Raw genomic sequence first — 23,953 nt, 5'->3', positions numbered from 1 at the left:
GGGCGAGTCGGTGTGTGCTCAGGCGGACACCGCGGTGGGGGAGCGGAGGGCGGTGAGAGCGGCCCGGGCCTCGGCGCGGTACTCCGCGATACGGGCCAGCTTGATCTCCTCGTACCCGCGGATGCGGTCGGGCAGTTCGACGAGCGCCTGGACCTCGGCGGCGTTGTCCGCGGTGAGACAGGCCAGCGCCTCGCGGACGAGGGCGGGGAACTCCCGGACCAGGGCACGCTCCTCCCGGCGGACGGCCGCGAGGCCGAACGGGTCCAGGCGGGTTCCGCGCAGGGTCCGCAGTCCGCGGAGCGCCCTGAACAGCGTGGGCGCGGTGCGCCGCAGGCGGATCTTGCGCTGCATGCCGAGTGCGCGCAGCAGCGGTGGATGAAGCAGTACGGCGATGTCGGCGCCGGAGCCGAACTCGTCGGCGACCCTGGCCCTCTCCACGGTGTCCAGGTGCAGCCGCGCCACTTCGTACTCGTCCTTGTACGCCATGAGTCTGTGCAGGCTGACGGCGTAGGCGAGGGCGATGCGCTCGCCGGCCTCCGGCCCCGCCCCGCGGCGGGCTAGGACGGCGATCCGGGCGACCTCGGCCGTGAACCCGGCGGCGTAGGACTCGTTCTGGTAACCGATGAGGTCGGCCGCGCGCAGCGCGAGCGCCTCGCGCAGGCTGTCGCTCACGTCCAGCGGGGCGACCAACTCCCGTGCGCGCGGCGTGATGTCGACGACCGGGCGGTCGGGGGCGGCGAGGGCCCGTTCGACCGCCCGCGGATCCGCAGCCGCTGCGCGTCCCCAGGCGAACGCGGCCAGGTTCTTCTCGACGGCGGCCCCGTTGAGCCGGACGGCGGCCTCGACGGACTCGCGTGTCAGCGGGATGCAGCCGTGCTGGAAGGCGGCTCCGATCAGCACCATGTTGGCGGGCAGGTGGTCGCCGAAGAGCGCTTCGGACAGTGCCAGCGCGTCCACATAGAGGTTGTCCGCGGGCCGGGTGAAGGCCTCGACGCGCTCCAGGGCGTCCTGCGGGGTGCCCGGCACGACGACCTGGTTGGTCACCATGGCGGCGGTCGGGACGACGGCGGTGTTGACGACGGCCACCGTGTGACCGGCGCGGGCCACGTCCAGGTTGCCGTCGGCCGCGGCGCCCAGGACGTCGAAGCCGATCAGCACGTCCGCCGTCCCCCGGGCGGCGCGCAGCGAGCCCTCCACCGGCCGGGCGGAGATCCGCACGTCGCTGACGACCGGGCCGCCCTTCTGCGCCAGACCCGTCTGTTCCAGACCGGCCGCGTAACGGCCGTCGAGATGCGCGGCCATCTGGAGGATCTGGGAGATCGTGACCACGCCGGTCCCGCCGATGCCGGGCATCCGCAGCAGGACGGTGTCCCGATCGACACGGCTCACGGGATCGGTGAGCACCACGGGCAGCTCCGGGACCGGCCTGCGGCGCGGGCCCTGCGGTTCGACCAGCAGGAACGAGGGGCAGTCGCCCCTCAGGCAGCTGAAGTCGGAGTTGCACGAGGGCTGGTGGATCCGCGTCTTGCGCCCGAACTCCGTGTGCACCGGCTGCACCGACAGACACGAGGAGACGTCACCGCAGTCGCCGCAGCCCTCGCAGACGCGTTGGTTGATCACGACCTTCTCGGCCGGCGTGGGCAACCGGCCGCGCTTGCGCAGCCGCCGCTCCTCCGCGGCGCAGCGGTCGTCGTGGATCAGCACGGTGACGCCCTCGACCGCGGCCAGTTCCTCCTCCACCCGCGCCAGGTCGTCGCGGTGGCGCACCGAGGCGATCGGATCCAGGCGGACGCGACGATAGCCGCGGGGCTCCGGCGTGGTGACGACGACCTTGCGGACGCCTTCGAGCGCGAGCCAGCGGGTCAGATCAGGAACCGACAGCCGGCCCTCCACCTGCTGCCCGCCGGTCATGGCGACTGCGTCGTTGTAGAGCAGTTTGTACGTCATCGTGACGCCGGCGGCGACGGCGGCCCGGACGGCGAGGGAGCCGGAGTGGTGGAAGGTGCCGTCGCCGAGGTTCTGTACGAAGTGCCGGTCGTCGGTGAAGGGTTGCAGCCCGAGCCACTGGGCGCCCTCGCCGCCCATCTGGGTCATGCCGATCTGGTTGCCGCGCCCGGTACCGTCCAGCGCGATCATGATGTGGCAGCCGATCCCGACGCCCACCAGCGTGCTGTCGGCGGCGCGGGTGGAGGTGCTGTGCGGGCAGCCGGAGCAGAAGAACGGTGTGCGGGTACCCACCGTCGGCAGCGCGATCCGTGAGGGGGCCGACGACGGGCCCGCGATCTGCCGGGGCAGCCGGTCGGGGCCGATCCGTCGCAGCAGCGCCTCGGTGACGTGCTCGGCGCTCAGCGTGGAGCGGGCGGTCAGCAGCGGCCGGCCGTTCTCGTCGCGTCGCCCGACGACCACCGGTGCGTGGCCGGTCCGGTGGAGGGCCTGCTTGAGGTGGCCTTCGAGGAAGGGCACCTTGTCCTCCACGACGAGGACCTGTTCCAGACCGTCCGTCAGGGCGACGAGATCGTCCTCGTGCAGCGGGAAGGGCATGCCCAGCCGGATCAGACGGATACCGAGCCGCTCCATCGCGTCCTCGTCGATCCCCAGGTCGGTCAGGGCGCGCAGCAGGACGGCGTAGGACGTGCCGGAGGCCATGAGCCCCAGGGTGGCGCGCGAGGAGCCGAAGGTGACCCGGTTCAGGCCCGCTTCCCGGCCGTAGGCACGGGCCGTGTCCAACCGCCGGGTGAGCAGGTCGTGTTCGGCGTCCAGCGAGGCGGGGCCGACCAGGGTGGGCGGTGTGCCCCGGGGGCCGACGGTGACGGCGGGCAGGTCGGGGACCGTGGTGGCGAGGTCGATGACCTGGGACGCGTCGGCGGTGTCCGCGACGATCTTCAGCCCGGTCCACAGCCCACTGGCCCGTGACATGGCCACCGCGTGCAGGCCGAACTCGATGATCTCCGCTATCGAGGAGGGGGCGAGCAGCGGCATCGAGAGGCTCTGGCACATGGGTTCGCAGGAACTCGGCACCGTGGACGACTTCGCTCCCGGGTCGTCCCCGATCCACGCGACCGCGCCGCCGAGGGCCGCGGTGCCGGCCAGGGTCGCGTGCCGGATGGCGTCCGCCGCCCGGTCCAGGCCCGGATTCTTGCCGTACCAGAATCCGGTGACCCCGTCGTGGCGGCGGCCCGGCACCTGGCCGAGCAACTGGGTGCCGGCCACCGCGGTGGCGGCGAGTTCCTCGTTGAGGCCGGGGCGGAAGACCACCCCGGCGGGTTCCAGGAAGCGGCGGGCGCGGCCCATTTCCAGGTCCACGCCGCCCAGGGGGGAGCCCTGGTAGCCGCTGACGAAAGCTCGTGTGTCCAGCCCCCGTTCCTCGTCCAGACGGCGCTGTTCGAGGGTGAGGCGGACGAGTGCCTGTATGCCGGAGATCAGTACGCGGCCGCTGCGGGCGGCGTACTTGTCGTCGAGTGTGACCACGCGCCAAGGACAGCATCGCGCTCCGCTTTCGAGCAAGTAAATTGCGACTGATTATGAAAAGATGCAAAGAATCGCAGTATTATCGCGAACTGAGGACTTGATTTTGCGTCAGGTGAGGAGCCGAGGTGACCCAGGTCGACGACATCGACAGGCAGTTGCTGCGCATGCTGCACAGGGACGGGAGGAGCACCTACTCGGAGTTGGCGCCCGAGGTGGGGCTCTCCGTCGCCGCGGTCAAGCGACGGGTCGACCGGCTCCGCGAGACCGGGGTGATCACCGGATTCACGGTGCAGGTGGACCACACGAAGCTGGGACGGGGCATCGAGGCGTTCGTGGAGCTGTCCGTCGCGGGCAGTACGCCCGTCGGCGACATCGTCCGGACCGCCTACGAAGTGCCAGAGGCCCAGGCCGTGTTCACCATCTCCGGGGACCCGGACGCCCTGGTGCACGTCCGGGTGCGGGACATCGGCCATCTCCAGCAGGTCATCGACGGCCTGCGACGCAACGGTCATGTGACCGGCACCAAGACACTGATGGTGCTCGGTTCCTGGACGAAGGACTCGTGACGTGACAGCGCCGCGTGTGTGCCGTCCCCGCGGGGACGGCACACACGCGGACCTTCGAGAGCTGCCAGGTGTCCTTACTTGTAGACGCGGATGCTCGTCGGAACGGGGATCTCGCGCGTCATCACCTCGGCGGTCGCCCCGCTGAAGAAGTACGTGTCCGACTGTTCGGCGACCGGCACGACGTTGACGTCCCGGTAGAGCGCGGCCTCCGCCTTGCTCCACAGGCCGCACGCCTGTGAGGATTCGGCGTCGAGCGCCTTCTCGGCGAGTGCGTTGTAGTCCGCGTTGTCCACGGCGGCGAAGTTCAGTCCAGCCGGCGCGGCGGCACCCGTCACGTACTTGTAGACCTGAGTGGGCATCGACCAACTCATCGGGGCGACATACACGTCGTAGTCGCCGGTCTTGAACATCACCTGCGAGAGCGTGGCGAAGGTGTCGGACTTGAGCGTCACACCGACGCCGAGTCTGGTCCACGCCTGCGCGATCAGTTCCGCCGCCGGCTTCGCGCCCGCCGAGGCCTCGGGGGCGTAGCGCACGGTCAGTTGGAGCTGCTTGCCGTTCTTGCTGCGCTTGCCGTCCGAACCGAGTGTCCATCCGGCCTTGTCGAGCGCCGCCTTCGCGGCCTTCATGTCGTACGACGGAAGGAGGTTCTGCACGTCGTTGACCGCGGGGCACGTCATCGGTGTGCCGATCGCCAGTCCGGTCGCGGCACGGCCCTGGCCCGACGTGCTGACCGCGACAAGCTCGTTGAGGTCGAGCGACTCGACCAGCGCGGAGCGCACCGCGAGATCGGCCGTCGGACGGCCGGCTCTCTGGTTGGGCCACAGCCAGACGGCGGGCTCGGGCATCTTCGCCGTCTCGAACCCGCGGGCGCTCGCGCGCTTACGGTCCGAACCGTCGATCTGCGCCGCGTTGAGCTCTCCGGAGAGGAGCATGTTCGTCGCCGTCGTCTCGTTGTCGACGACACGCAGCACGACGGTCTTCGGAGTGCCGGCCGCACTGGTGCTCGCCCCGTCGGGGCCCCAGGTGTAGCCCTTGCGCACGGTGAAGGTGTAGCTCTGCCCGGCCACCACCTTGGTGAGCACGAACGGACCGGTTCCGTCGGACGCGGCGGCGAGCGACTTCGGGTCCTTCAGCCCTTCCTTGCACACGATCGGCATCTCGGCCAGCATGTTGAGCAGGAACGCGAACGGTGACTTCAGTTTGATCGACACCGTGCCGCTCTTGTCGTCCCCGGTCGCGACGAACGGAATCGTGGGAACGCCGGAACCGTAGAGCGCGGAGCCGTTCTTGGGGTTGGCCACGTACGTGAGGTCCGCGGCGACCTGGCTCGCCGTGAGCGCCGTGCCGTCCGAGCAGGTGATCCCGTCACCGAGCACGAACGTCGCGGAGGTCAGGTCCGACTTCCACGTCTTGGCCAGGCCGGAAACGAACTTGCCCTTGGGGGTCACGTTGATGAGAGAGTCGTACGCGAGCTTGCTCCAGGGCGTGACGAGCGGGTTGGAGTAAGGGTCGTACGTCCCGAGATCCGCCTGGATCGACATCGCGAAGGTGCCGCCTTCGGCGAACTCCTTGCTCGACTTTGACGCGCTGTCGCCTCCGGATGTGCCGCATGCTGCCAGCACGAGCGCGGACAAGGCAACAAGAACGCCGACTATGCCTTTTCGGTGCACTGTTGTTGTTCCTTAATTGAGGGTGTTTCCGGAACTCGGTAGAAAGGCGGAAAGGGCGAGCACCGAGCCGACCGGCGTCGGCAGGTCGTGGGGGGACGCTCTCAAGTGGTGGCTGTGAGGGGGGTCTCGGTCATGGCGGCGAAGTGACACGCGGCGTGGTGGGCGCGGCCGAGTGGCAGAGGGACGCTGGTGCGGCAGGCGTTCCGGTCGGGGTGCACGGCGGGCCCGACCGGGCAGCGCGGGTGGTACCGGCAACCGGTGGGCGGATGGTGCGGATCGGTGGCTTCACCGTCACCGACGGCGTGGAGAATCCCGCCCGGCTGGACGAGCGGTCCGCCGGAATCGGGGGACGCTTCCAGAAGTTCGCGTGTGTAGGGGTGCTGCGGGTCCGACAGCACGTCTTCCGCCGGACCTTGCTCGACGAGCCTTCCGAGGTAGATCACGGCGACCTGGTCGCAGAGGTACCTGACGACCGAGAGATTGTGCGAGATGAACAGCATCGAGAACCCGAACTGCCGCTGCAGGTCCTTCACCTGGTTCAGGATCGATCCCTGGATGGAGACATCGAGCGCCGACGTGATCTCGTCCGCGATGAGGACCTCCGGCCGTGCCGCGAGCGCACGCGCGAGCGCGATGCGCTGACGCTGGCCACCGGACAGCTTCTCCGGATACTCGTCCGCCCACTGCGGCTCGAGGTCGAGGAGTTCCAGAAGGCGTTCCACCTCCCGGCGCCGGTCCGTGGCGCGGCGGATACGGCGACGCGAGATCGATTCCGCGATGCTGTCGCCGATCGTCATGCGCGGGTCGAGGGAGGACATCGGGTCCTGGAACACCATCTGCACCGCACCGCGACGGAGCTGACGGGCGAGCGGTTGGCCGTCGAGCAGTATGCGTCCGCCCGACACCGGGTTGAGTCCCACGGCGGCACGTCCGAGGGTCGACTTCCCGGATCCTGATTCGCCGATCAGTCCGACGATGCTGCGCGCCGGGACGACCAGGTCGACACCGTCGACCGCGGTCAGTGCCCTGGCTCCGTGGCCGACCCGAATGCTCGTCTTCTCGAAGCGCAACTCGCTCATGCCTGTCCCCGTCCCGCTTGCTGGACCTGTCCTTGAACTGCGGTCACCGCGCCCTCCTGCGGGTTCCAGCAGGCGACGGTCCCGCCGCTCCCCACCTCCTGAAGCGGCGGCTCGGCGGTATGGCACTGTGCCGTCGCGAACGTGCATCGCGGTGCGAAGGCACATCCCGCCGGTCGGTCGGCCGGGTCGACCGGCCGGCCCGGAACGGTGGCGAGCGGCTGGGAGCGGTCGGCGGTCATGTCGGGAACGGCGCTCAGGAGCGCTCGCGTGTAGGGATGGCGAGCCGACGTGCGCAGATCGGCGGAGGGAAGCTCCTCGACGACACGACCGGCGTACATGACGAGCACGCGCGAGCAGAACTGTCCGATGACCGAGATGTCGTGGCTGATCAGCAACACCGCGACCTGGTTCTCGACCCGGATCTGCTCCAGGAGGTTGAGGACCTGGCGCTGGATGGTCACGTCCAGCGCCGTGGTCGGCTCATCGGCGATGATCAGTGACGGATTCCCCATCATCGCCATGCCGACCATCGCCCGCTGCCGCATACCGCCCGAGAACTCGTGCGGATACTGCTTCGCCCGGCGTTCGGCACCCGGGATGCGGACCGCGCGGAGCCGGTCGACGGCGCGCGCCCCAGCTTGGCGGCGACTCATGTCCTGGTGCAGGCGTGCCACTTCGGCGAGCTGGGGGCCGATGCGCATCGTGGGGTTGAACGATGTGGTCGGGTTCTGGAAGACCAGGCCGAGCGATGTGGCGAGGAAGCGTCGCGTCGCCCGGCTCCTCGGATCGGCGGCCATGAGGTCCTTGCCGAGGAGCCGGAGCGTGGCCGCCTCGACGTGCAGCGGCGATTCGAGCAGCTGCGCGACGGCGAGAGCCGTCAGGCTCTTTCCCGAGCCGGACTCACCGACGACGCCGAGCGCTTCGCCGCGCTTCATCGAGAAGCTGATCTCGCGCACCGGGCTGACGGTCCCGTTGGGGGTGTCGAGCGAGACGCGCAGGCGGTCGACCTCAAGGACGGGAACCTCGCCCGCGGGGGCGATCGCGTCACCGGCCGATCCATCCGTCGCGTGCTGACGCGGGTGCCCGCCCGAACCGGAGACCGTCCTGGAAGCTCCACGGGGACGGAACGTCCGGACCTTGTGGCGCGAACCGAGCACTTTCGCGAGCGCCTCGCCGAAAAGATTGAATCCGAGCCCGGCCACCACGATCGCGATGCCGGGTCCGAGCGCTCCGGCGGGGTTGACGTAGATGCCGCTGAGCCCCTCGTTGAGGAGGAGCCCCCAGTCGTACTCGGGTGCCTGTACGCCCAGGCCGAGGAACGAGAGCCCGGCGAACGCCAGGAGTGCCGCCGCCGCCGCGAGCGCGACGTTGACGATCAGCGGCTCGGCGATGTTCGGAAGGATGTGCCGGCGCAGCACTCCGAACCGGCTGACGCGAGCGATCCGCGCGGCGGCGACGAAGTCGCGTTTCTGGACGCCCGCGATGAGGGTCTGCGTCAGACGGGCGAACCACGGTGCCATCGAGATGCCGATCGCGCAGACCGACCCCTGAACGCCCACGCCGAAGATGACGGCGAAGAACAGGGTCATCAGGAGCATCGGAAACGCGACGGCGATGTTCACGAACGCCGCGGCGAGACGCCCGAGCCTCGGTCCGAGCAGCCAGGGCGCCGCCCCCAGCAGGAGTCCGAGGCTGATGCCGATCGCCGTGGCGGAGAGCGAGAGGAGCACGGACAGGCGTGCGGCGACGAGCACCCGAAGCAGCAGATCGCGGCCGAGATTGTCCGTGCCGAGCCAATGCTCCCCGGACGGCCCTTGATCCAGGGCCGTCGCGTCCACCTTTGCCGCGGTCCCTGACCAGAGCATCGGTGCGACGATCGCGGCGAGGAGGACGACACCGAGGAACACGGTCGCCGTCGCGCCCATGGGAGTGCGGATCGTCTTCGCCAGTCCGGCGAGCAGCCGTCGGGCGGGGGACGGGGTTGACGGGTCGGGAGCCGACGAGGAGGTCCGTGCGGTCATGTCAGCTCTCCTGGATGGCCGAGCGAGGGTCGAGGACGGCGAGGACCACGTCGACCACGAGATTGATCACGAGTACCACCACGCCGTAGACGAGGACGATGCCCTGAACGAGGGGGTAGTCCTTGGTCAGGATCGACGACACCATGGAGGAGCCGAGTCCGGGCCATGCCATGACGCTCTCGACGAGTACCGTGCCCGCTATCAGGCCGCCGAGGAGCAGGCCGCTGAGCGTGAGTGTGGCGGTCACGGCGTTCGGCAGCGCGTGCCGCAGATACAGTCGCCACGCCCTCAGCCGCTTCGATCGTGCGGTGCGGATGTAGTCCGCCTCCATCACGGTGAGCACTTCGACCCGGACCACCCGCGCCAGCACCACGGTCGGCGCGACGGCCAGGCTGATCACGGGAAGCACCAGCGACAGCGGACCGCTTCGCCCCGCGACCGGGAAGATCCCGAGCAGGCCCACTCCCTGGCCGAAGAGACAGACGAGGCCGACCGCCAGGATGAACTCCGGAATCGCCGCGAACACGATGCTCGACGAGGTGAAGGCGAGCTCTGTCCGCTGCCGACGGCCGCCGCGCGTGAGGGCCGCCATGAGGACCCCGAGCGGGATCGAGACGAGCATCGCGATGACGAAGGCGAGGCCGGCGAGTTCGATCGTGGCCGGGAGCCGCTGTCCGATGATCTGTGAGACCGACAGCCCCGGGCGGGTGATCGACTCACCGAAGTCTCCCGCGAGCAGGTTCTTCAGGTAGTGGACGTACTGCGACCAGATCGGGTCGTTCAGGCCGAGGGCCGCACGCCGCGCCTCCACGAGTTCCTGAGGCGCGGAACTTCCGAGCGACGCTCGCACCGGATCTCCCGGTACCAAATGAATCATGAAGAACGAGGCGGTCACCAGAACCCCGAGCGAGACGAGGAGGCGCCCCGTTCGCCGGACGGTGAAGTTCAGCCACGTGACATCCAGGGGGCGGCGGATGCGCCGTGCCCCAGTCTTCGAAGGCCGGTCGATGGCGTGATCGACGGGCCCGGCGGCAGAAGGCCGAACTGTCTGCTGTTTCACCCGGTCCTCCTGGAAATGCCTTGCCTCGGCCAAGCCGATCGACATTCGTCAGCCGCAAGTGCTTCCGGCCCTCCCTTCTCGTAGTGACGTTACGATAGTGGAGTTTTGCGGAACACTACCCAAGCGTCGAGACGAGCGCAACGCATGAGCGTGAGGGTTTTTCGATCGGAACATCGGGTCACCGCTTCGAAACACATCGCGCCGAAACATCGCGCCGAGACGCATCCCGCCGAGACACATCCCGCTTCGCTCTCCGGGGATGACGGGGCGGGTGACGTAATCGTCGGGACGGCGGAAAGCCCGTCGCCACGCTCCTCGGCCTGGCCTTCGACGTCGCGGCCGACGTGGGATCCTCCCTCGCTCGCAGCACCGACCCCGGACCGGCGAAGATCCCGCGCCGGCTGCGCAAGCGCGTGTGCGCGGTGCCAGGGCCGACTCGCTGTTCCTCTACGCGCCCTTGCGGGACGCGGGCTCCAGGTACTTCCACGGGCTCTCTCCCGCCCCGAGCGCGCACCGCACCTCGATGACGGCCGGCCGGCGCTTCGCGACAGCCTGCGCTGTCGTGCGGGTGAGCTTCGCCGCGGCGACCTGCAGTCCGTCGCCCTCGTCGATCCGGTAGGCATCGGCGCCGAACGACTCGGCCAGCGCGACGAAGTCGGGGTTGTGCAGGTCGACGCCCACCGCGCGGTCGGCGCCGTAGCGTCCCTCCAGGTCGAGCTTGACATTGCCGTAGGCCTGGTTGTTGAAGACGACCGCGACGACAGGAAGGTCGTACTGGACCGCCGTGGCGAGCTCCTGGACGCCGAACATGAAGCCGCCGTCGCCGGAGACCGACACGACCGCCCGGTCCGGGTGCGCGGCCTGGACCCCCAGAGCCGTCGGGAAGCCGAAACCCAGGGTGCTCTGATGACCGCACGTGATGAACTGCCGCGGGGCCGTCACACCGAATCCGAACGAGGAGACGAATCCGACCTGCGACACCTCCTCCACGAGGAACCCGTCCTCCGGCAGCGCGGCGCGGATGGCTCGCACGAACTCGATCGTCGGTCCGAGATCCTCGATCTCCTTCGCCTTGCCCTCCTTCACCGCCAAGAACTCCGCCGAGCGGTCCGGCGCCGGCCCGCGCCGCGCGGCCACGGCTTCCGCCAGTGCCTTCGTCGTCTCGGCCGCGTCGCCGACGAGCGCCACGTCGGGCGTGAGCCGGACGGCCTGCTCCGGGTCGATGTCGATGTTGACGACCTTGAGGCCGGGCGCACGATCCGGCCACCGGGCCCAGGTCAGCTCGAGTCGCGAACCGATTCCGATCAGAACGTCGGTGTCCGCCCACCGCTCGAATCCCGAGGCGCTCGTGAACGACAAGGGGCTGTCGTCGCTGACCACGCCACGCCCACCGCGGAACGCGACGGTCGCCGCCTGCAGGTACTCGGCGAGCGCGGCGACCTCCGCGCGGGCCTCGCGCGCGCCGCCGCCCACCATGATCATGGGGTTCCGGGCCGTGGCGAGGATGTCGGCGGCCGCGGCGATGCGCTCCTTGTCCACCGGCGGTGTGGGAAGGGGACGGGGCCCGGTCACTCGGTACGGCCCCCGTTGCGCGAGCGTGTCACGCGGGATCGAGACCGCGACCGGGCGCGGCCGTCCGCTCGTCGCACGCGCGATCGCCTCGGCGACGACCCCACTCGCCTCCGAGACGTGCTCGATGTTCGAGGCCCACTTCGTGAGCGTCCTGAGTGTCGCCAGCTGGTCGGGCATCTCATGCACATGGCCGAGACCCCGTCCGCGCGCGCCTGCGGCGACATCGCCCACGATGCAGAGAACCGGCTGGCTTTCGCCGTATGCCGTCAGCAGCGCGGCTCCCGCGTTGAGCAGACCCGGCCCGGGAACGACGGAGACCACGCCGAGTTCTCCTGTCGCCTGCGCGTACCCGAACGCCATATAGGCCACCGCCTGCTCGTGGCGGCCTCCGATGATCCGTATCCGGTCCTGCCGGGCGGCCAGAGCGTTCACCAACTCGTACGTCTGCGCTCCGGGAATGGCGAAGACCGTGTCGACCCCGTGGTCGATCAGAGTGTCGACGACTGCTTCCGCGGTGGTTCCGAGCGACGGCATCCTCTGCTCCTCAAGCTGAATGGTGTGGTGGGGATCGCGTGTGTCCGCGCCCGCGCGTCAACTGCCTGCTGACAGGGACTGTTCGAGAAGTCTGCAAACGGCCCAGTCCTGGGCGGCGATGCCCACGGACTTGAAGACGGTCCGCCCCCGAGACACCGCACCGGGTTGAATCCGCGCAAGCGGTGTCAGCGCGTCCACGGTGAGACGACCGGTGTCCAGGGCATGGATGATCTCGCCTGCCTCGGTCGTCGCCGCTTCGACCGACTCGACGGCCACGACCTCCGCGTCGCTCAGCAGTTCAGCCGGAAGTTCCCGCATCGCCGGGGTGTATGAGCCGATCGCGTTGACGTGCACACGAGCGGGGAGGTCGGACAGCGAGAACAGCGGTTCGGTCGCGGAAGTCGCACAGCAGACGATCTCCGCTTCCGACACCGCGGCGGCGATCCCGTCCGTCGTGCGCACCCGCAGGTGCGGGAACTCCCCGGTGATCAGATGGCCGAGACGGTCGGCGCGTTCCTTGCGGCGACCGACGATGACGAGTTCCCGGATGTCACGCACCGCCGCGACGGCGCGGACCTGGTCCGCCGCCTGGGCCCCGGTTCCGATGAGGACGACTCGGGACGCCGACGGCGGTGCCAGGAGGTCGGTCGCCCGCCCGACGATCGCGCCGGTGCGCAAGGCGGTGATCCTCGGTGCGTCGGCGAGGAACTCCATGCGCGGGCTGGTCCACGTCACCGCGCCGGAGATGGCCGGGACCCGCTGGAAGTCCACCGTCACCACCTTCACGCTGCCTGAGCGCGTCGCCGGGTGGTAGGCCGGCATCACGAGCACCCTTCCGCCGAAGCTCAGACGGCCGGGCATGTCGAACTCGCCCTGCTCCACGGCGTCCAGTGCCTCGCCGATGACGGGGATGAGTTCGGCCATCGAAACCCGTGCGGAGACCTCGGCCGCGTCGAGATGGCGCATGCCGGTCATGGGCGCCTCGATCCATTCCGGTTGGACAACGAGTTCGTCCCTCAGTACGGCGCGTTCTCGGAACGCGGCTGACCTGCTGCTCCTTCGTAAAGCCGGTTCCGCCCGACCTGACGCTGCCGCAGGTCCGCGGGGTCCTGCACGCTGAAGGTGCGCAGGTTCCTCCAGTGCCGGTCCATCCCGAAGGCGTTCGACGAGGACGAACCGCCGCACATCCGCTGCATCTCGCCCGCGATCTCGCCACCGGCGTCCAGTGCGGCGAGCTTGCTCGCGGCCACATAGGCGGCGACGTTCTCGACGTCGTCACGCTCGCCCGCCTCCAGGGCCTGGACCATGGGAACGCCCGCCATGACCATGGCCTGCGCGGCCTGCAACCGGTACGTGTACCGGCCGATCTGCCACTGGATCACGGCGTCGTCCTTCGCTCCGGGGAAGGAAGCGCGATTGCGCTGGAACCGAACCAGGTCGTCGAGAGCACCGAGTCCGATACCGAGGGCGATCGCGGCCATCATGAGCTGAGTTCGCGGGCCGAGCGGGGCGACCACGGTCTCCGCCGGCCGCCAGTGGAAGCCGTCCGGAACGAAGACGTTGTCGTAGACGACGGTGTGGCTCCCGGTCGCGCGCTGGCCCATGTTGTCCCAGTCGCCCTTGACGGTGATGCCTTCGGAACGCAGGTCGACGAGCACTTCGTACGGGCGGACCTCGTAGTTCTCGAAACCCTCCTCGACCACGTGGACGTTCGCGTAGTCCGCGCCGTCGACACCGGTGCCGAACGCCTTGGTGCCGTTGATGACGACACCCCCTTCGACCCGTTTCGCCGGCATCTCGAAAGCGCCGATCTTCGCGATCTTCCCGCCCTGAGCCCGTTCGGTCCCCGTCGTGCAGAAGCGCATGATGCGCCCCTCCGTCCGGACCCGCTCCCAGATCGCCTCCCGCCCCTCGACCGGGAGGGGCGAGTGCTCACCGAGGAACCAGCAGCTCGGCCGAGTGGAGAACATCCAGATCTGAGCCGTCGAACTCTCCCCTGCGGCGAGGTTCGAGATCACCTCGACGTATGTGCCGAGATCATCGATGATGCCGTCGGCGCCGCGTCCGCCGCGTGACCGCGGAACGGAGAGACGTCCAAGCGGCGAGGCCTCGATGAGGCGCATGTTCTCTTCGGGGTACTTTCCCTCCCGGTCGACCTTCGCGGCGGTTGCGGCGAACGTTCTGCGCAACTCCAGTGAGACCTCTGCAAGCTCCTGGTCAACGACGTTCATTGAGGCTTTCCCACTCCCTGTGCGATCTCGTCACTGCCCGATGGACCAGTCGGCCCGCTCGGATGGCACGAAGAGCGAACGCCGGTAGGACACCAGCGGTTCGCCCGGTGCCGCGTCTCCCCAGGCGGCGTCGACCACCTCGCCGACGTACAGGCGGTGTGTCGCGACGCGGATGGAGTGCAGGGTCCTGCAGCGGAAGGAAGCCACCGCGCTCGACAGCACGGCGCCCTCCTCGACGTCCTGCCATGTCGCGGTCTCGAAGCGCCTGGTGTGATCCGATTCGGATCCGGCGAACGCCTTGGCGATTTCGATCTGATCCGCGGAGAGGATATTGAGTACGAACGCCCCGGACTCGGAGACGGCCTGCCGTGTGCGCGAGGTCGAAACCAGGGAGATCAGCAGCGTGGGCGGGTCGAGCGTGACCGAGGCAAAGGAGTTCACCGTCGCCCCGTAGGCCTTTCCGGAGGCTCCTCGCGAGGTGAGGACCATCACGCCGGTGGGCAGGTTCCCGAGGATGGCTCGGGCGGTCGTCGCCAACTCCACCTCGGGCTCCGAGGAAATCTCGGATTCCAGCAGTGATGCATCGGTCATAACTGTCCCTCCCTGTCCTACTCATTGCTTTACTGGGTCCAGGTATTTCTGATCCTGTATCAGATTCCTTGACGTGCTGTTTCAGTCCAGGACAACTTTGGTCTCGACGTAGGCCCGAAGTCCTTCTTCGCCGCCCTCTCGGCCGATCCCTGACTGCTTGTAGCCGCCGAAGGCGATACCGAAGTCGGCCCTGTACCCGTTGATGCCGACCGTTCCGGCGCGGATTCCGCGAGCGATCTGGCGGGCCCGATCGGGATCCGAGGAGAAAACCGAGGAGTTGAGACCGTAAATCGAATCGTTGGCCACTCGGACGGCTTCCTCCGCGCTCGCCACAGGGATGACGCAGAGCACCGGGCCGAAGATCTCCTCCTGGGCGATGCGGGAGGAGTTGTCGACATCGCGGAACAGGACCGGGTTCACGAAATGCCCCCTGCCCGGATCCGCGGGCCGCCCGCCCCCGAACGCCGGTGACGCTCCGTCCGTGATCGCGCGGTGCACGTGGCCCTCGACGCGGTCGCGGTGCGCCGCGGTGACGAGCGGCCCCATGTCGGTGCTCGGATCCAGGGCGCTTCCCACCGTGACCCGGCCCAGCTCGGCCGAAAGGGCCTCGACCAGTTCGGTCTGCCGGTGAGCGGGCACGATGATGCGGGTGAGCGCGGCACACACCTGGCCGGTCAGGTCACAGCCGGCCGGGACCAACTCGCGTACGGTCCGGTCGAGGTCCGCGTCGTCGAGCACGATGGCCGCGGACTTCCCGCCGAGTTCGAGGGTGAAGCGGCCGATCCGCCCGCCGAGCAGCTCCGCGATCCTTCGCCCCGCGGCGGTCGACCCCGTGAACGAGATCTTGTCCACCCGGGGATCGGTCACGAGCAGTTCGGAGACCTGCCGATCGGCCGTGATGACATTGAGGACCCCCGCCGGCAGACCGACCTCGTGCGCACACTCGGCAAGGACGTACGCCGCACCCGGCGCCTCGGGCGAGGCCTTCAGTACGACGGTGCAGCCGGCGATCAGCGCGGGTGCGATCTTGAGCAGCGCGAGTTTGAGCGGAGAGTTCCACGGGACGATGGCGCCGACCACGCCGACCGGTTCGCGCAGCACCCAGGCGCGGCCTTCACCGCCGCTCTGGGGGCGCTCCTCTTCCCACGCGAAGGTCTCGGCCAGCCGCGCATGCGCACGGAGCATCTCGGCACCGGCCTGAGCGAGACCGGCCGCCAGGTTCCGCGTCGCTCCCACCTCCCGCGCCCAGAGACTCGCCAGCTCGGGTCCCCGCCGCCCGAGCGCCGACGCGAGACGTTCCACCCACTCGGCCCGGGCCCCGGCGGTGAGGCGGGGCCACGGGCCACTGTCGAAGGCCGCGCGGGCGGTCGTGATCGCGTGGTCGAGGTCCGGCCGGTCTGCCAGCGCCACGGCGAAGAAGGGCTCCCCGGTGTTCGCGTCGTCGACCACGAAGGTCTCGTCGCCTCGCGGGCTCTGCCAGCGCCCATCGATGTAGAGCAGGTCCGGATACAGAACCGGTGTTTCCGCAGCGCCCACGCGTTCTCTCCCCACCCAGCTCGCCCGTCCGACAAGTAGGACCGTTCCGATACCGGCGCCATTGTAGCGATGTTACGGTAATCTCGCTATCCCAAGTCGTCGAGGCTCGCGAGCGTCGATCGTCATTCCTGGAAGGGAGTGCCCACATGAACACGGATCGCCGTCAGGCATGGATGATCGGGCCGAAGGAGCCCGTCACCGGTGAGAGCGCCGTCGCCTCCAGCCAGAGCCCCCTCGTCACCGACGTCGTCCTGGAGACCATGCGCAAGGGCGGCAACGCGATCGACGCAGGGATCGCCGGCTGCCTGGTCCAGGCCGGGACGCAGCAGCACCTCACCAACCACGCCGGCACGGTCACCCTGCTGTACTACGAGGCGGCGACCGGTGAGACGCACGAGCTGAACTCATGGGGCACCGTCGTCCAGGGACTCGCCCCGTTCCGTCGCCTGCCCGGTCGAGTCGCCGAGCCCATCGCCTCGCCGGTCGCGGCGATTCCCGGGTACATCCCCGGTCTGGGGGCGATGCACGAGCGTTTCGGAACGATGGCGTGGTCCGAACTCTGTCAGCCCGCGATCCACTGGGCCGAGGAGGGGCACTACGTGACGCCCTTCGAGTCGTTCTGGCTGCAGTCCGACTACGTGGACATGTACCTGTACACGGAGTCCGGCCGTGAGCACTTCGCGCCCGGCGGTCTGACCCCCGCGCTCGGCGAGCGGTTCCGGAAGCCCGCGCTGGCGACGACCATGCGCCGTCTCGCCGAAGAGGGACCCGAACACTTCACGACGGGAGGCTGGGCCGAGGACTTCGTGAAGCGCGGCAACGACCTCGGCTGGAACGTGAAGCTGGAGCACATGAAGCAGATCGCCCCCCGCTGGGGCAAGGGGCTGCGCTACACGTTCCGCGACAACGAGATCGTCCAGCTCTCCTCCCCGGAGGTCGCGGGCGTCTTCTCGGCGATGACCCTCGGCATTCTCGACAAGCTCGATGTCGAGCCGCTGGGACACTTCACCGAGTCGCCGGAGGCGCTCGCCTACCTCGCGCTCACCCTTCGCTGGGTGGAACAGCAGATGAGCTTCCTGAAAGATCCCCTGATCTTCGAAGACGCCGCCGAGACCCTCATGTCGGCGGACTTCCATCAGCACGGCGCCGATCTGATCCGTCGTAGCCGGCCCAAGATCGACCTCACCGAGCACATGCTCATCAGCCACGGGCGCGCGGCCGTCGCCGCGGCCGGCGCCTCCTCCTGGCGGGAGGTGTCGCTCGGCACCGCGGCGATCAGCATCGTCGACGGACAGGGCAACTGGGCGCAGATCACGCACACCTCACAGGGCGGCGGCATCCCCGGCGAGGTGGTCAACGGGGTCTCGATGCGCGGTTACAACACGACGCAGCGGATCAACTCGATGCTGGAGACCTGGTTCACCGGCGGTGCGCGCGGCCGTGCGATCGTCGGCAACACCTTCGTGATGCGCGACGGCGAGCCGATCTGGCAGTTGGGGATGCCTTCCCGCCCGCAGATGTTCATGCCGCAGATCCTCGCCAACCGCCTCATCTGGGGCATGGACCACTACACGGCCGAGGACACGCCGCGCCTCTACCAGGGCGTGACGGACGACTACCGCGTGCTGGCGGAGGCGCGCTTCCCGGGCTCGGTCGTCGCCGGTCTCGTCAAGAAGGGCATGCTCCTCGACCCGCTGAAGCCGTACACGGTGAACGTGGGCAGCACACAGATGGCTTGGCGCGGCGACGACGGAAGGCTGCACGCCGTCACCACTCCGCGGGACGAGGGAGCCGCCGGCGGGTTCTGACCGGGCCGGCCGGGTGCGACGACCTTCGTCGCACCCGGCATCTCGGGCCCTGCGGACGCTTCCGCGGCTCATCGGCCGTCGTGAATGGGCGGTCGGCAGCCGCCTCAAGCGGCTGATCCTGGTTGCCGACGGTCGGTTGCCGGTCGTGGCCGGGCGGCCTTCCAAGGCGAACCGGAGCGCGTTGAGGAGGCTTTCCCGAACAGCTTCGGGACCGGTGGCGGCTCTGTGCGTCGACCCTTCGCCCGCTGGGCGGAGGCGCAGGCTGTCGAACCCCCTTCTCGCACAGGCCGATCCGGGATCGCACGAGTGCGTTGTCCAGGGCTACGCCGCGGTCTTCGCCGAGGATGTCGTCCAGCACCACCAGGAGTTCTTGAACGACCGCCGAGCCCCAGGGCAACCCGAAGATGCTCCCCAGGCTCGTGGAGATCGGGAAGCACCTGATCCTTGCCCTCGGCACCCCAACCTGTCCGGTCCCCGAACAGATGACGACCAGGGGCGGATGCGGCAGTGACATCCCGAAAGACGGAGGCTACGGCGTGAGTGAATAGGGGGCGTGCTCTTCGACTTCACGCACGACCACGACGGTGAACGGCTCAGCGGTGTGTACGGCGGTGATCCGTCCGGGGTCACCGCCGTGGTGCTGCATGGCGCAGGCACCAGCAGCACGGAGCGACTGCTCCCTCTGGTGCGGGAGTTCGTGGCCCACGGCTGTCGAGGGGTCGCCTTCGACTTCTCCGGGCATGGCGAAAGCACCGGCAAGCTGAGCGAGTTAAGCCTGCGGCGACGGCTGGAGCAGGCCGTCGCGGTGATCGATGCGTACGCGGGGGCGGACGGGCCGCTGGTCCTGGTGGGGTTCAGCATGAGCGGGCAAACGGTGGCCGATCTCGTCCGGCATTACGGGGATCGAGTGGCGGCCCTCGGGCTGTGCGCGCCCGCCGTGTACAACGCCGAGGCGTGGGACGTGCCCTTCGGGGACGGGAACGGCCGGTTCAGCGGGATCATCCGGCAGCCGGACGGCTGGCGGCAGGCGCCCGCGCTTGAGGTGCTGCGGGCCTACGAGGGCCGGGCGGTGCTCGCCGTGCCGGGCACGGACGCGGTGATCCCGCCCACGGTGACCGAGGCCGTACAGGACGCGCTGACCGCGCGTGCCCAGTACACACGGTTCGATCTTCCGGACGCGCGGCACCAGCTGGGAATGTGGTTCCGCGATCACGGCGACGACCGGCGGGAGTTCGTGGAGGCGGTGCTGACCGGCCTTGACGACCGCGGCTGGACGGCCACGCGTGCGTGGGTGGCCAAGCAGCTCGGCACCGCCCGGTCGGTCACCTCCGTGCGCCTGCTGTCCGGTGGTTGGAGCTCCCAGATGCGCCGGCTCACGCTCGACGACGGCACCGCCCTGGTGCAACGGACCTTCGTGAAGCCGTTCTTCCGCCACCACGGGCCCGGACTCCTCGCCCGTGAGGCCTCCGTCCTGGCGCTGCTCGCCGGGTAGGAGGGCATCCCGGCTCCCGGGTTCGTCGCTGTCGACGCCACGGCCCGGCACTGTGACCACCCGACCCTGTTGATGTCCGCGCTGCCGGGCCGCGTCCGCGTGGACGAGGACGACCTCGACCGGCGCGTGGACCTGCTCGCGGCCCAACTCGTCCGTGTCCACGGCGTCGTGCCGGACGAAAGACCGCGCACGTACCAGGCGTGGACGTCCCCGGAGCGCGTCCGGACCCCGGACGGTTCTCTGTGGAAGCGGGCCGTGGACGTGATTCGCCGCGACCCGCCGCCGTACGAAGGCTGCTTCCTGCACCGCGACTTCCACCCCGGGAACGTGCTCTTCACCGGAGCCGGGCAGGAGCTGCGGATCACCGGCGTCGTGGACTGGGTCGAGACCTCGTGGGGACCTGCCGACCTGGACGTGGCGCACTGCTCGACCGCGCTCGCGCTGCTGCACGGGCCGGCCTACGGGCTGGAGTTCCGCGAGCGGTACGAGGCACACGGCGGCCGGGACCTCGCCGACGGCCCCGACCACCTGTACTGGCGGCTGCTCGATGCCCTGCACTACTGCCCCGACGCGGCGAAGCTGGCCGGACCGTGGCGCGACCTGGGGCGAGACGATCTGACGTCCGATGTGCTGGCGGTACGACTGGAGGCGTACGTGGACGGATTGCTGCAGCGGTACGGCTGACCGGCCCTGGATCACTCGTCCGACACCGACCCGAGGAGACGCGCGCATTGGCCGCCGTGGTGCTCGTTCCTGGCCTGTATCACCGTCCCGCACACTTCGCCCTGGTGGCAGAACGCTTGCGGAGCACAGGAACCGAGGTCGTCGTTCCCGAGCTCCACCGGGGTTCATTGCCCGCCGACACAGCCGCGGTCCAGGCGGTCGTCGACTCGCTTCCGGAGCCACCGATTGTGCTCGGTCACTCCTACGGCGGATCAGTGGTCCCAGCAGCTCCAGGACGCGATCATCCCTGAGCCCGACGGCTCGACCAGCCTGCGCCGCGACCGGGCTGCCGACACCCTCTACGGCGGCTGTCCCGAACCTCTCGCCGCCTGGGCGGTCGGCCTCCTGCGTGCCCAAGCCCCCGGCTGCGGACGAGGCATCCCAGAGCACCACAGCTGGAAGCACGCTCCCTTCACCTACGTCGTCTGCGCTGCACCGGCGTCCGCGAGTGGCAGACCGGCCACTCCCCGTTCGCGGGACAGCCCGGCCTCGTCGCGGAGCTTCTGCGGGAACTGCTCGCCGCCGACAGCCTGCGCCGGCCCGGGCCCGATGCGGGGAGCACAACCGCTCGTTGATGCCGCAGGCAACAGGCAGCCGCGTGATCAGGCGGTGGCCTTGGCAGCGATCCTGGTGAGCGGCCTGTCGCGCACGGCAGGCCACTCGTCCGCAAGGCAATCCTGACCATGCCCGGATCATCGAAGGCATGCCCGAACAGCAGCGGCTTGGACGCGGCGTCGCAGGGGCCGCCCGGGCACGAAACCGCACCGTGGCTCCGGGACCACCGTCCCACAGCCGGGACGGTGGTCGATGCTGCCTTCGATCGACCTTGTTCGTCTGGCTTGACCTGGTGCGGAGAGGCATCCGCCGATGAAGGGGGTCGGAAACGGATATGCCCCGATCACCCGCCTTCCGCAACACCCTTTCCGCAACACCCTTCAGGTCCGCCGGAGGAGGTCGGCGGCCCGTTCCGCGATGGCGATCACGGTGGCGTGGGTGTTCGCCGACGGGATGGAGGGCATCACCGACGCGTCGGCGACACGGAGCCCCTCGATTCCGCGCACCCGCAGTTCCGGGTCGACGACGGCCATGTCGTCGGTGCCGATGCGGCAGGTGCCCGTGTAGTGGAAGTAGGTCATGAGGCTCTTGCCGACCCAGGCGCGCAGTGCGGCTCCCTGAACGCGCGGGGCCGGGAGTATCTCCTCGTCGCGCCAGGGATCCAGGGCCGCGGCCCGGCCGATGTCCCGGACCATCTCCATGCCCGCGACCCATGTGTCGACGTCCCGCGGGTCGGAGAGGTACCGCGGGTCGAGGAGCGGCCGGGTGCCGGGGAGCGCGTCGGCCAGGCGCAGGGTGCCGCGGCTGTGCGGTGCCATGAGCGCGGTGATGATCGTGTATCCGCTGGTGGGGCCCTGGAACGCCGGGCTGAAGAACGGCACGGACACCGAGATCATCTGGAGGTCGGGCACCTCGCCGCCGAGCCCGCTGCGCACCAGGCCGCCTATCTCGCTGTGGTTGGCGGTGCTCATCGGCACCGGCCTGGTGGAGGTGTAGGTGACGCCCGTCATGGGGTGGTCGTGCAGGTTGGCGCCGACGCCCGGGAGGTCGACGAGGACGTTCACGCCCACGTCGCGAAGGTGCTGAGCGGGGCCGATCCCCGACAGCAGCAGGGTCTGGGCGGTACCGATGGTTCCCGCGGTGATGATCACTTCACGGGTGCCGTGGGCCACGGTGGCCCCACCGCTTCCGTCGGCCGCCGAGTACTCCACCCCCGTGCACCTCTCCCCGCTCAGGAGAACGCGGTGCACCAGGGTGTCGGTGAGCACGTGCAGATTCGGCCGGTCCAGTGCGGGGCGCAGATATGCTTCGGCCGCGCCGAACCGTCGTCCGTCGACGATGTTCAGGTCGAGCCAGCCGAACCCCTCCTCCAGCCCGCCGCCGATGTCCGTCGCGCGCCGGTGTCCCGTCTGGACCGCGGCTTCCAGGATCGCGGCGGCGAGCGGGTTCGGGTCGGCCACCGGGGCCACGACCATGGGGCCGCTCGTCCCGCGGTTCGCGGAGTCCCGGCCCTGAACGGTCTCACTGCGTTTGAAGAACGGCAGGAGATCGTCGAAACCCCACCCTTTCGCTCCGGCCGCGGGCCACGCGTCATAACCCGACCGGTGCCCGCGGAGGAAGCCCATGGCGTTGATGTTGGACGATCCCCCCAGGCCGCGCCCGTGGCTCCAGCTCACCGGTCCGCCGACGCACGCCTGGTCGACCGTGGCGTCGGCCCAGTCCGCCGTGGTGCCGAGGAGCCCCGGCCAGGCGGGCGGGACCGCCACGGCGTCGAGGGGGTGTGCGCTGCCGGCCTCCAGCAGAAGCACCCGTACCCCGGGGTCCTCCGACAGCCGGGCGGCGACGACGCAGCCCGCGCTTCCGCCTCCCACCACGATGTAGTCGTAACTGTCCGTCTTCAGCGGCATGCGCTTTTCCTTTCCGGGGCGCCGGCAGCGAGTTGTTCAGGGTTGCGGCTCGGATATGTCCAGGACCGGCCGGGCCTTCGCCGTCCGGTCGGGGCAGGGCGGGCGAGGGCGACCGTCACTCCGCGAAGGAGGCGGATGCCGGCGCGTGCTCGTGGCCGGGTGATGCCGCTCGGGGCGGGAGGCCGTGGCGGCGGCGGAAGAACGCCGAGAAGGCGCTGTCGAGTTCGCGAATGCGCCGGGAACGGTCGCGGCGCTCGTTCTTCGACTGGGCTTCGAGCACTTCCTGATAGGCCGTCACGGGGTCCGGCTTGAGGGCCTTCTGCGTTCTGATGGCGAGACCGCACAGCCTGAGCAGAATCCGGCGTACCCAGGGCGGCGGCGGGGTGACGCTGTGCGCCCGCCAGCAGTTGGGGTGCCAGGTCGATATCGCGATCGCCCGGCCCAGGGCGTGCAGCGGGCGGGGAAAGAAGCGGAAGGCGAACTGGTCCATGATCGTCTTGGTGACCATCTCGCCTTCCTGGCTCGCGGGCCACGGCCGGCTCTCGAACTCCTCGACGAAGGCGACCAGAGTGTCCCAGTCCTCGGGGTATCCGAGGACAGGACCGCCGTGCTCGTCGACGAACAGCTCGGCCATGTGCTTCCAGAACAGGTGCGCGGCGGTCTTCTGCTTCTCGGTGTAGCCGGGCAGGCCGACCTTGAGGTTGAAGCGGTGCAGTGATGCCGCGCTGAACGCCAGGGTGAAGACGTAGTCCTCCTGGGCGGCGAAGGTGCCGGGATACCGGCGGGCGTGGAAGGCGTGCAGCTTGTTGATGTTGGCCACGGACTGCTGCGTCTTCGGGTGGCCGGGGCCGTAGAACCACCACACCAGGTTGTTGCGGACGGTGTCCTCGACCCGCTGGGTGGCTCGTTCGACGACCTTGCCGTCGCCCTGGTGCCAGAGCGGCCGGGCGCCGTGCGAGGGGAGGTAGAAGTGCGGGAACAGGTGCGCGTACACCAGGTTGAGGGCGAAGTCGTCGAGCCCGTACGAGCTGGTGAGGCGCCAGATCGTCTCGTAGTCCCGTTCCGGGTCCAGGCGTTCGATCTCCTGGGCGATCCAGCGGCGTGGTCGCTTCATCGCGGCCGTCCTCTCAGAACTCT

At 69.4% G+C, this 23,953-nt stretch carries 14 protein-coding genes and 2 pseudogenes; 4 read left to right on the top strand and 12 right to left on the bottom strand.

The annotated features are described in order from the left end of the window. Nucleotides 1-18: 18 nt before the first annotated feature. A complete protein-coding gene (locus IEZ11_RS26935) occupies nucleotides 19-3,468 on the bottom strand; it encodes an indolepyruvate ferredoxin oxidoreductase family protein (protein WP_189265470.1) in 3,450 nt (1,149 codons plus the stop codon). 125 nt (nucleotides 3,469-3,593) lie between these two features. Between IEZ11_RS26935 and IEZ11_RS26930 the strand changes: the two genes are divergently transcribed. Then, on the top strand, nucleotides 3,594-4,034 hold the full coding sequence (locus IEZ11_RS26930; RefSeq protein WP_189265469.1) for an Lrp/AsnC family transcriptional regulator: 441 nt from the start codon (nucleotides 3,594-3,596) through the stop codon (nucleotides 4,032-4,034). 74 nt (nucleotides 4,035-4,108) lie between these two features. On the opposite strand, the gene IEZ11_RS26925 is transcribed toward IEZ11_RS26930, so the two are convergent. From IEZ11_RS26925 to IEZ11_RS26885, 9 genes are all read right to left on the bottom strand, one after another. Continuing rightward, the gene (locus IEZ11_RS26925) at nucleotides 4,109-5,578 is read right to left on the bottom strand and encodes an ABC transporter substrate-binding protein (protein WP_189265468.1); all 1,470 of its coding nucleotides are present in this window, start codon (nucleotides 5,576-5,578) and stop codon (nucleotides 4,109-4,111) included. 230 nt (nucleotides 5,579-5,808) lie between these two features. Next, nucleotides 5,809-6,786 carry an ABC transporter ATP-binding protein gene (locus IEZ11_RS26920; protein ID WP_189265467.1) on the bottom strand — a complete coding sequence of 326 codons (978 nt, stop codon included), beginning with the start codon at nucleotides 6,784-6,786 and terminating at the stop codon, nucleotides 5,809-5,811. After that, complete coding sequence (locus IEZ11_RS26915; RefSeq protein ID WP_189265466.1) at nucleotides 6,783-8,807, bottom strand: dipeptide/oligopeptide/nickel ABC transporter permease/ATP-binding protein; 2,025 nt, start codon at nucleotides 8,805-8,807, stop codon at nucleotides 6,783-6,785. The genes IEZ11_RS26920 and IEZ11_RS26915 overlap by 4 nt, the downstream gene beginning before the upstream one ends. Before the next feature lies 1 nt (nucleotide 8,808). Continuing rightward, complete coding sequence (locus IEZ11_RS26910) at nucleotides 8,809-9,867, bottom strand: ABC transporter permease (RefSeq protein ID WP_373294980.1); 1,059 nt, start codon at nucleotides 9,865-9,867, stop codon at nucleotides 8,809-8,811. A gap of 447 nt (nucleotides 9,868-10,314) precedes the next feature. Continuing rightward, nucleotides 10,315-11,973, bottom strand: a complete 1,659-nt coding sequence (locus IEZ11_RS26905; RefSeq protein WP_189265464.1) for a thiamine pyrophosphate-dependent enzyme — start codon at nucleotides 11,971-11,973, stop codon at nucleotides 10,315-10,317. Nucleotides 11,974-12,030: 57 nt separating this feature from the next. Beyond that, nucleotides 12,031-12,948 (bottom strand): ornithine cyclodeaminase family protein, encoded by a 918-nt coding sequence (locus tag IEZ11_RS26900; protein ID WP_189265463.1) that lies wholly within the window; start codon nucleotides 12,946-12,948, stop codon nucleotides 12,031-12,033. Between the two features lie 41 nt (nucleotides 12,949-12,989). Next, nucleotides 12,990-14,204, bottom strand: coding sequence for an acyl-CoA dehydrogenase family protein (locus IEZ11_RS26895; protein WP_189265462.1), 1,215 nt, complete (start codon nucleotides 14,202-14,204; stop codon nucleotides 12,990-12,992). A 30-nt stretch (nucleotides 14,205-14,234) separates the two neighbouring features. Further along, nucleotides 14,235-14,741: a flavin reductase family protein gene (locus IEZ11_RS26890; protein WP_189265461.1), complete on the bottom strand. Its 507-nt coding sequence runs from the start codon at nucleotides 14,739-14,741 to the stop codon at nucleotides 14,235-14,237. Between the two features lie 135 nt (nucleotides 14,742-14,876). Next, nucleotides 14,877-16,331: an aldehyde dehydrogenase gene (locus IEZ11_RS26885; protein WP_189265460.1), complete on the bottom strand. Its 1,455-nt coding sequence runs from the start codon at nucleotides 16,329-16,331 to the stop codon at nucleotides 14,877-14,879. Between the two features lie 146 nt (nucleotides 16,332-16,477). Here IEZ11_RS26885 and IEZ11_RS26880 point away from each other — a divergent pair, with 146 nt between their 5' ends. From IEZ11_RS26880 to IEZ11_RS51115, 3 genes and pseudogenes are all read left to right on the top strand, one after another. Further along, complete coding sequence (locus tag IEZ11_RS26880) at nucleotides 16,478-18,139, top strand: gamma-glutamyltransferase (protein WP_229713387.1); 1,662 nt, start codon at nucleotides 16,478-16,480, stop codon at nucleotides 18,137-18,139. A gap of 553 nt (nucleotides 18,140-18,692) precedes the next feature. Further along, nucleotides 18,693-20,315 (top strand): annotated as a pseudogene (locus IEZ11_RS26875) (alpha/beta fold hydrolase). 47 nt (nucleotides 20,316-20,362) lie between these two features. After that, nucleotides 20,363-20,929, top strand: a pseudogene (locus tag IEZ11_RS51115) (alpha/beta fold hydrolase). 360 nt (nucleotides 20,930-21,289) lie between these two features. On the opposite strand, the gene IEZ11_RS26870 reads toward IEZ11_RS51115, so the two are convergent. Continuing rightward, a complete protein-coding gene (locus tag IEZ11_RS26870) occupies nucleotides 21,290-22,816 on the bottom strand; it encodes a GMC family oxidoreductase (RefSeq protein ID WP_189265459.1) in 1,527 nt (508 codons plus the stop codon). A 115-nt stretch (nucleotides 22,817-22,931) separates the two neighbouring features. Next, nucleotides 22,932-23,930, bottom strand: a complete 999-nt coding sequence (locus IEZ11_RS26865; RefSeq protein WP_189265458.1) for a hypothetical protein — start codon at nucleotides 23,928-23,930, stop codon at nucleotides 22,932-22,934. Nucleotides 23,931-23,953: the final 23 nt, after the last annotated feature.

The sequence above is a fragment of the Streptomyces fuscichromogenes genome (assembly GCF_014645815.1).
Classification (GTDB): domain Bacteria; phylum Actinomycetota; class Actinomycetes; order Streptomycetales; family Streptomycetaceae; genus Streptomyces; species Streptomyces fuscichromogenes.
The sequence above is the reverse complement of the archived record's forward strand: the minus strand, read 5'-3'. Positions and strand labels throughout refer to the sequence as shown.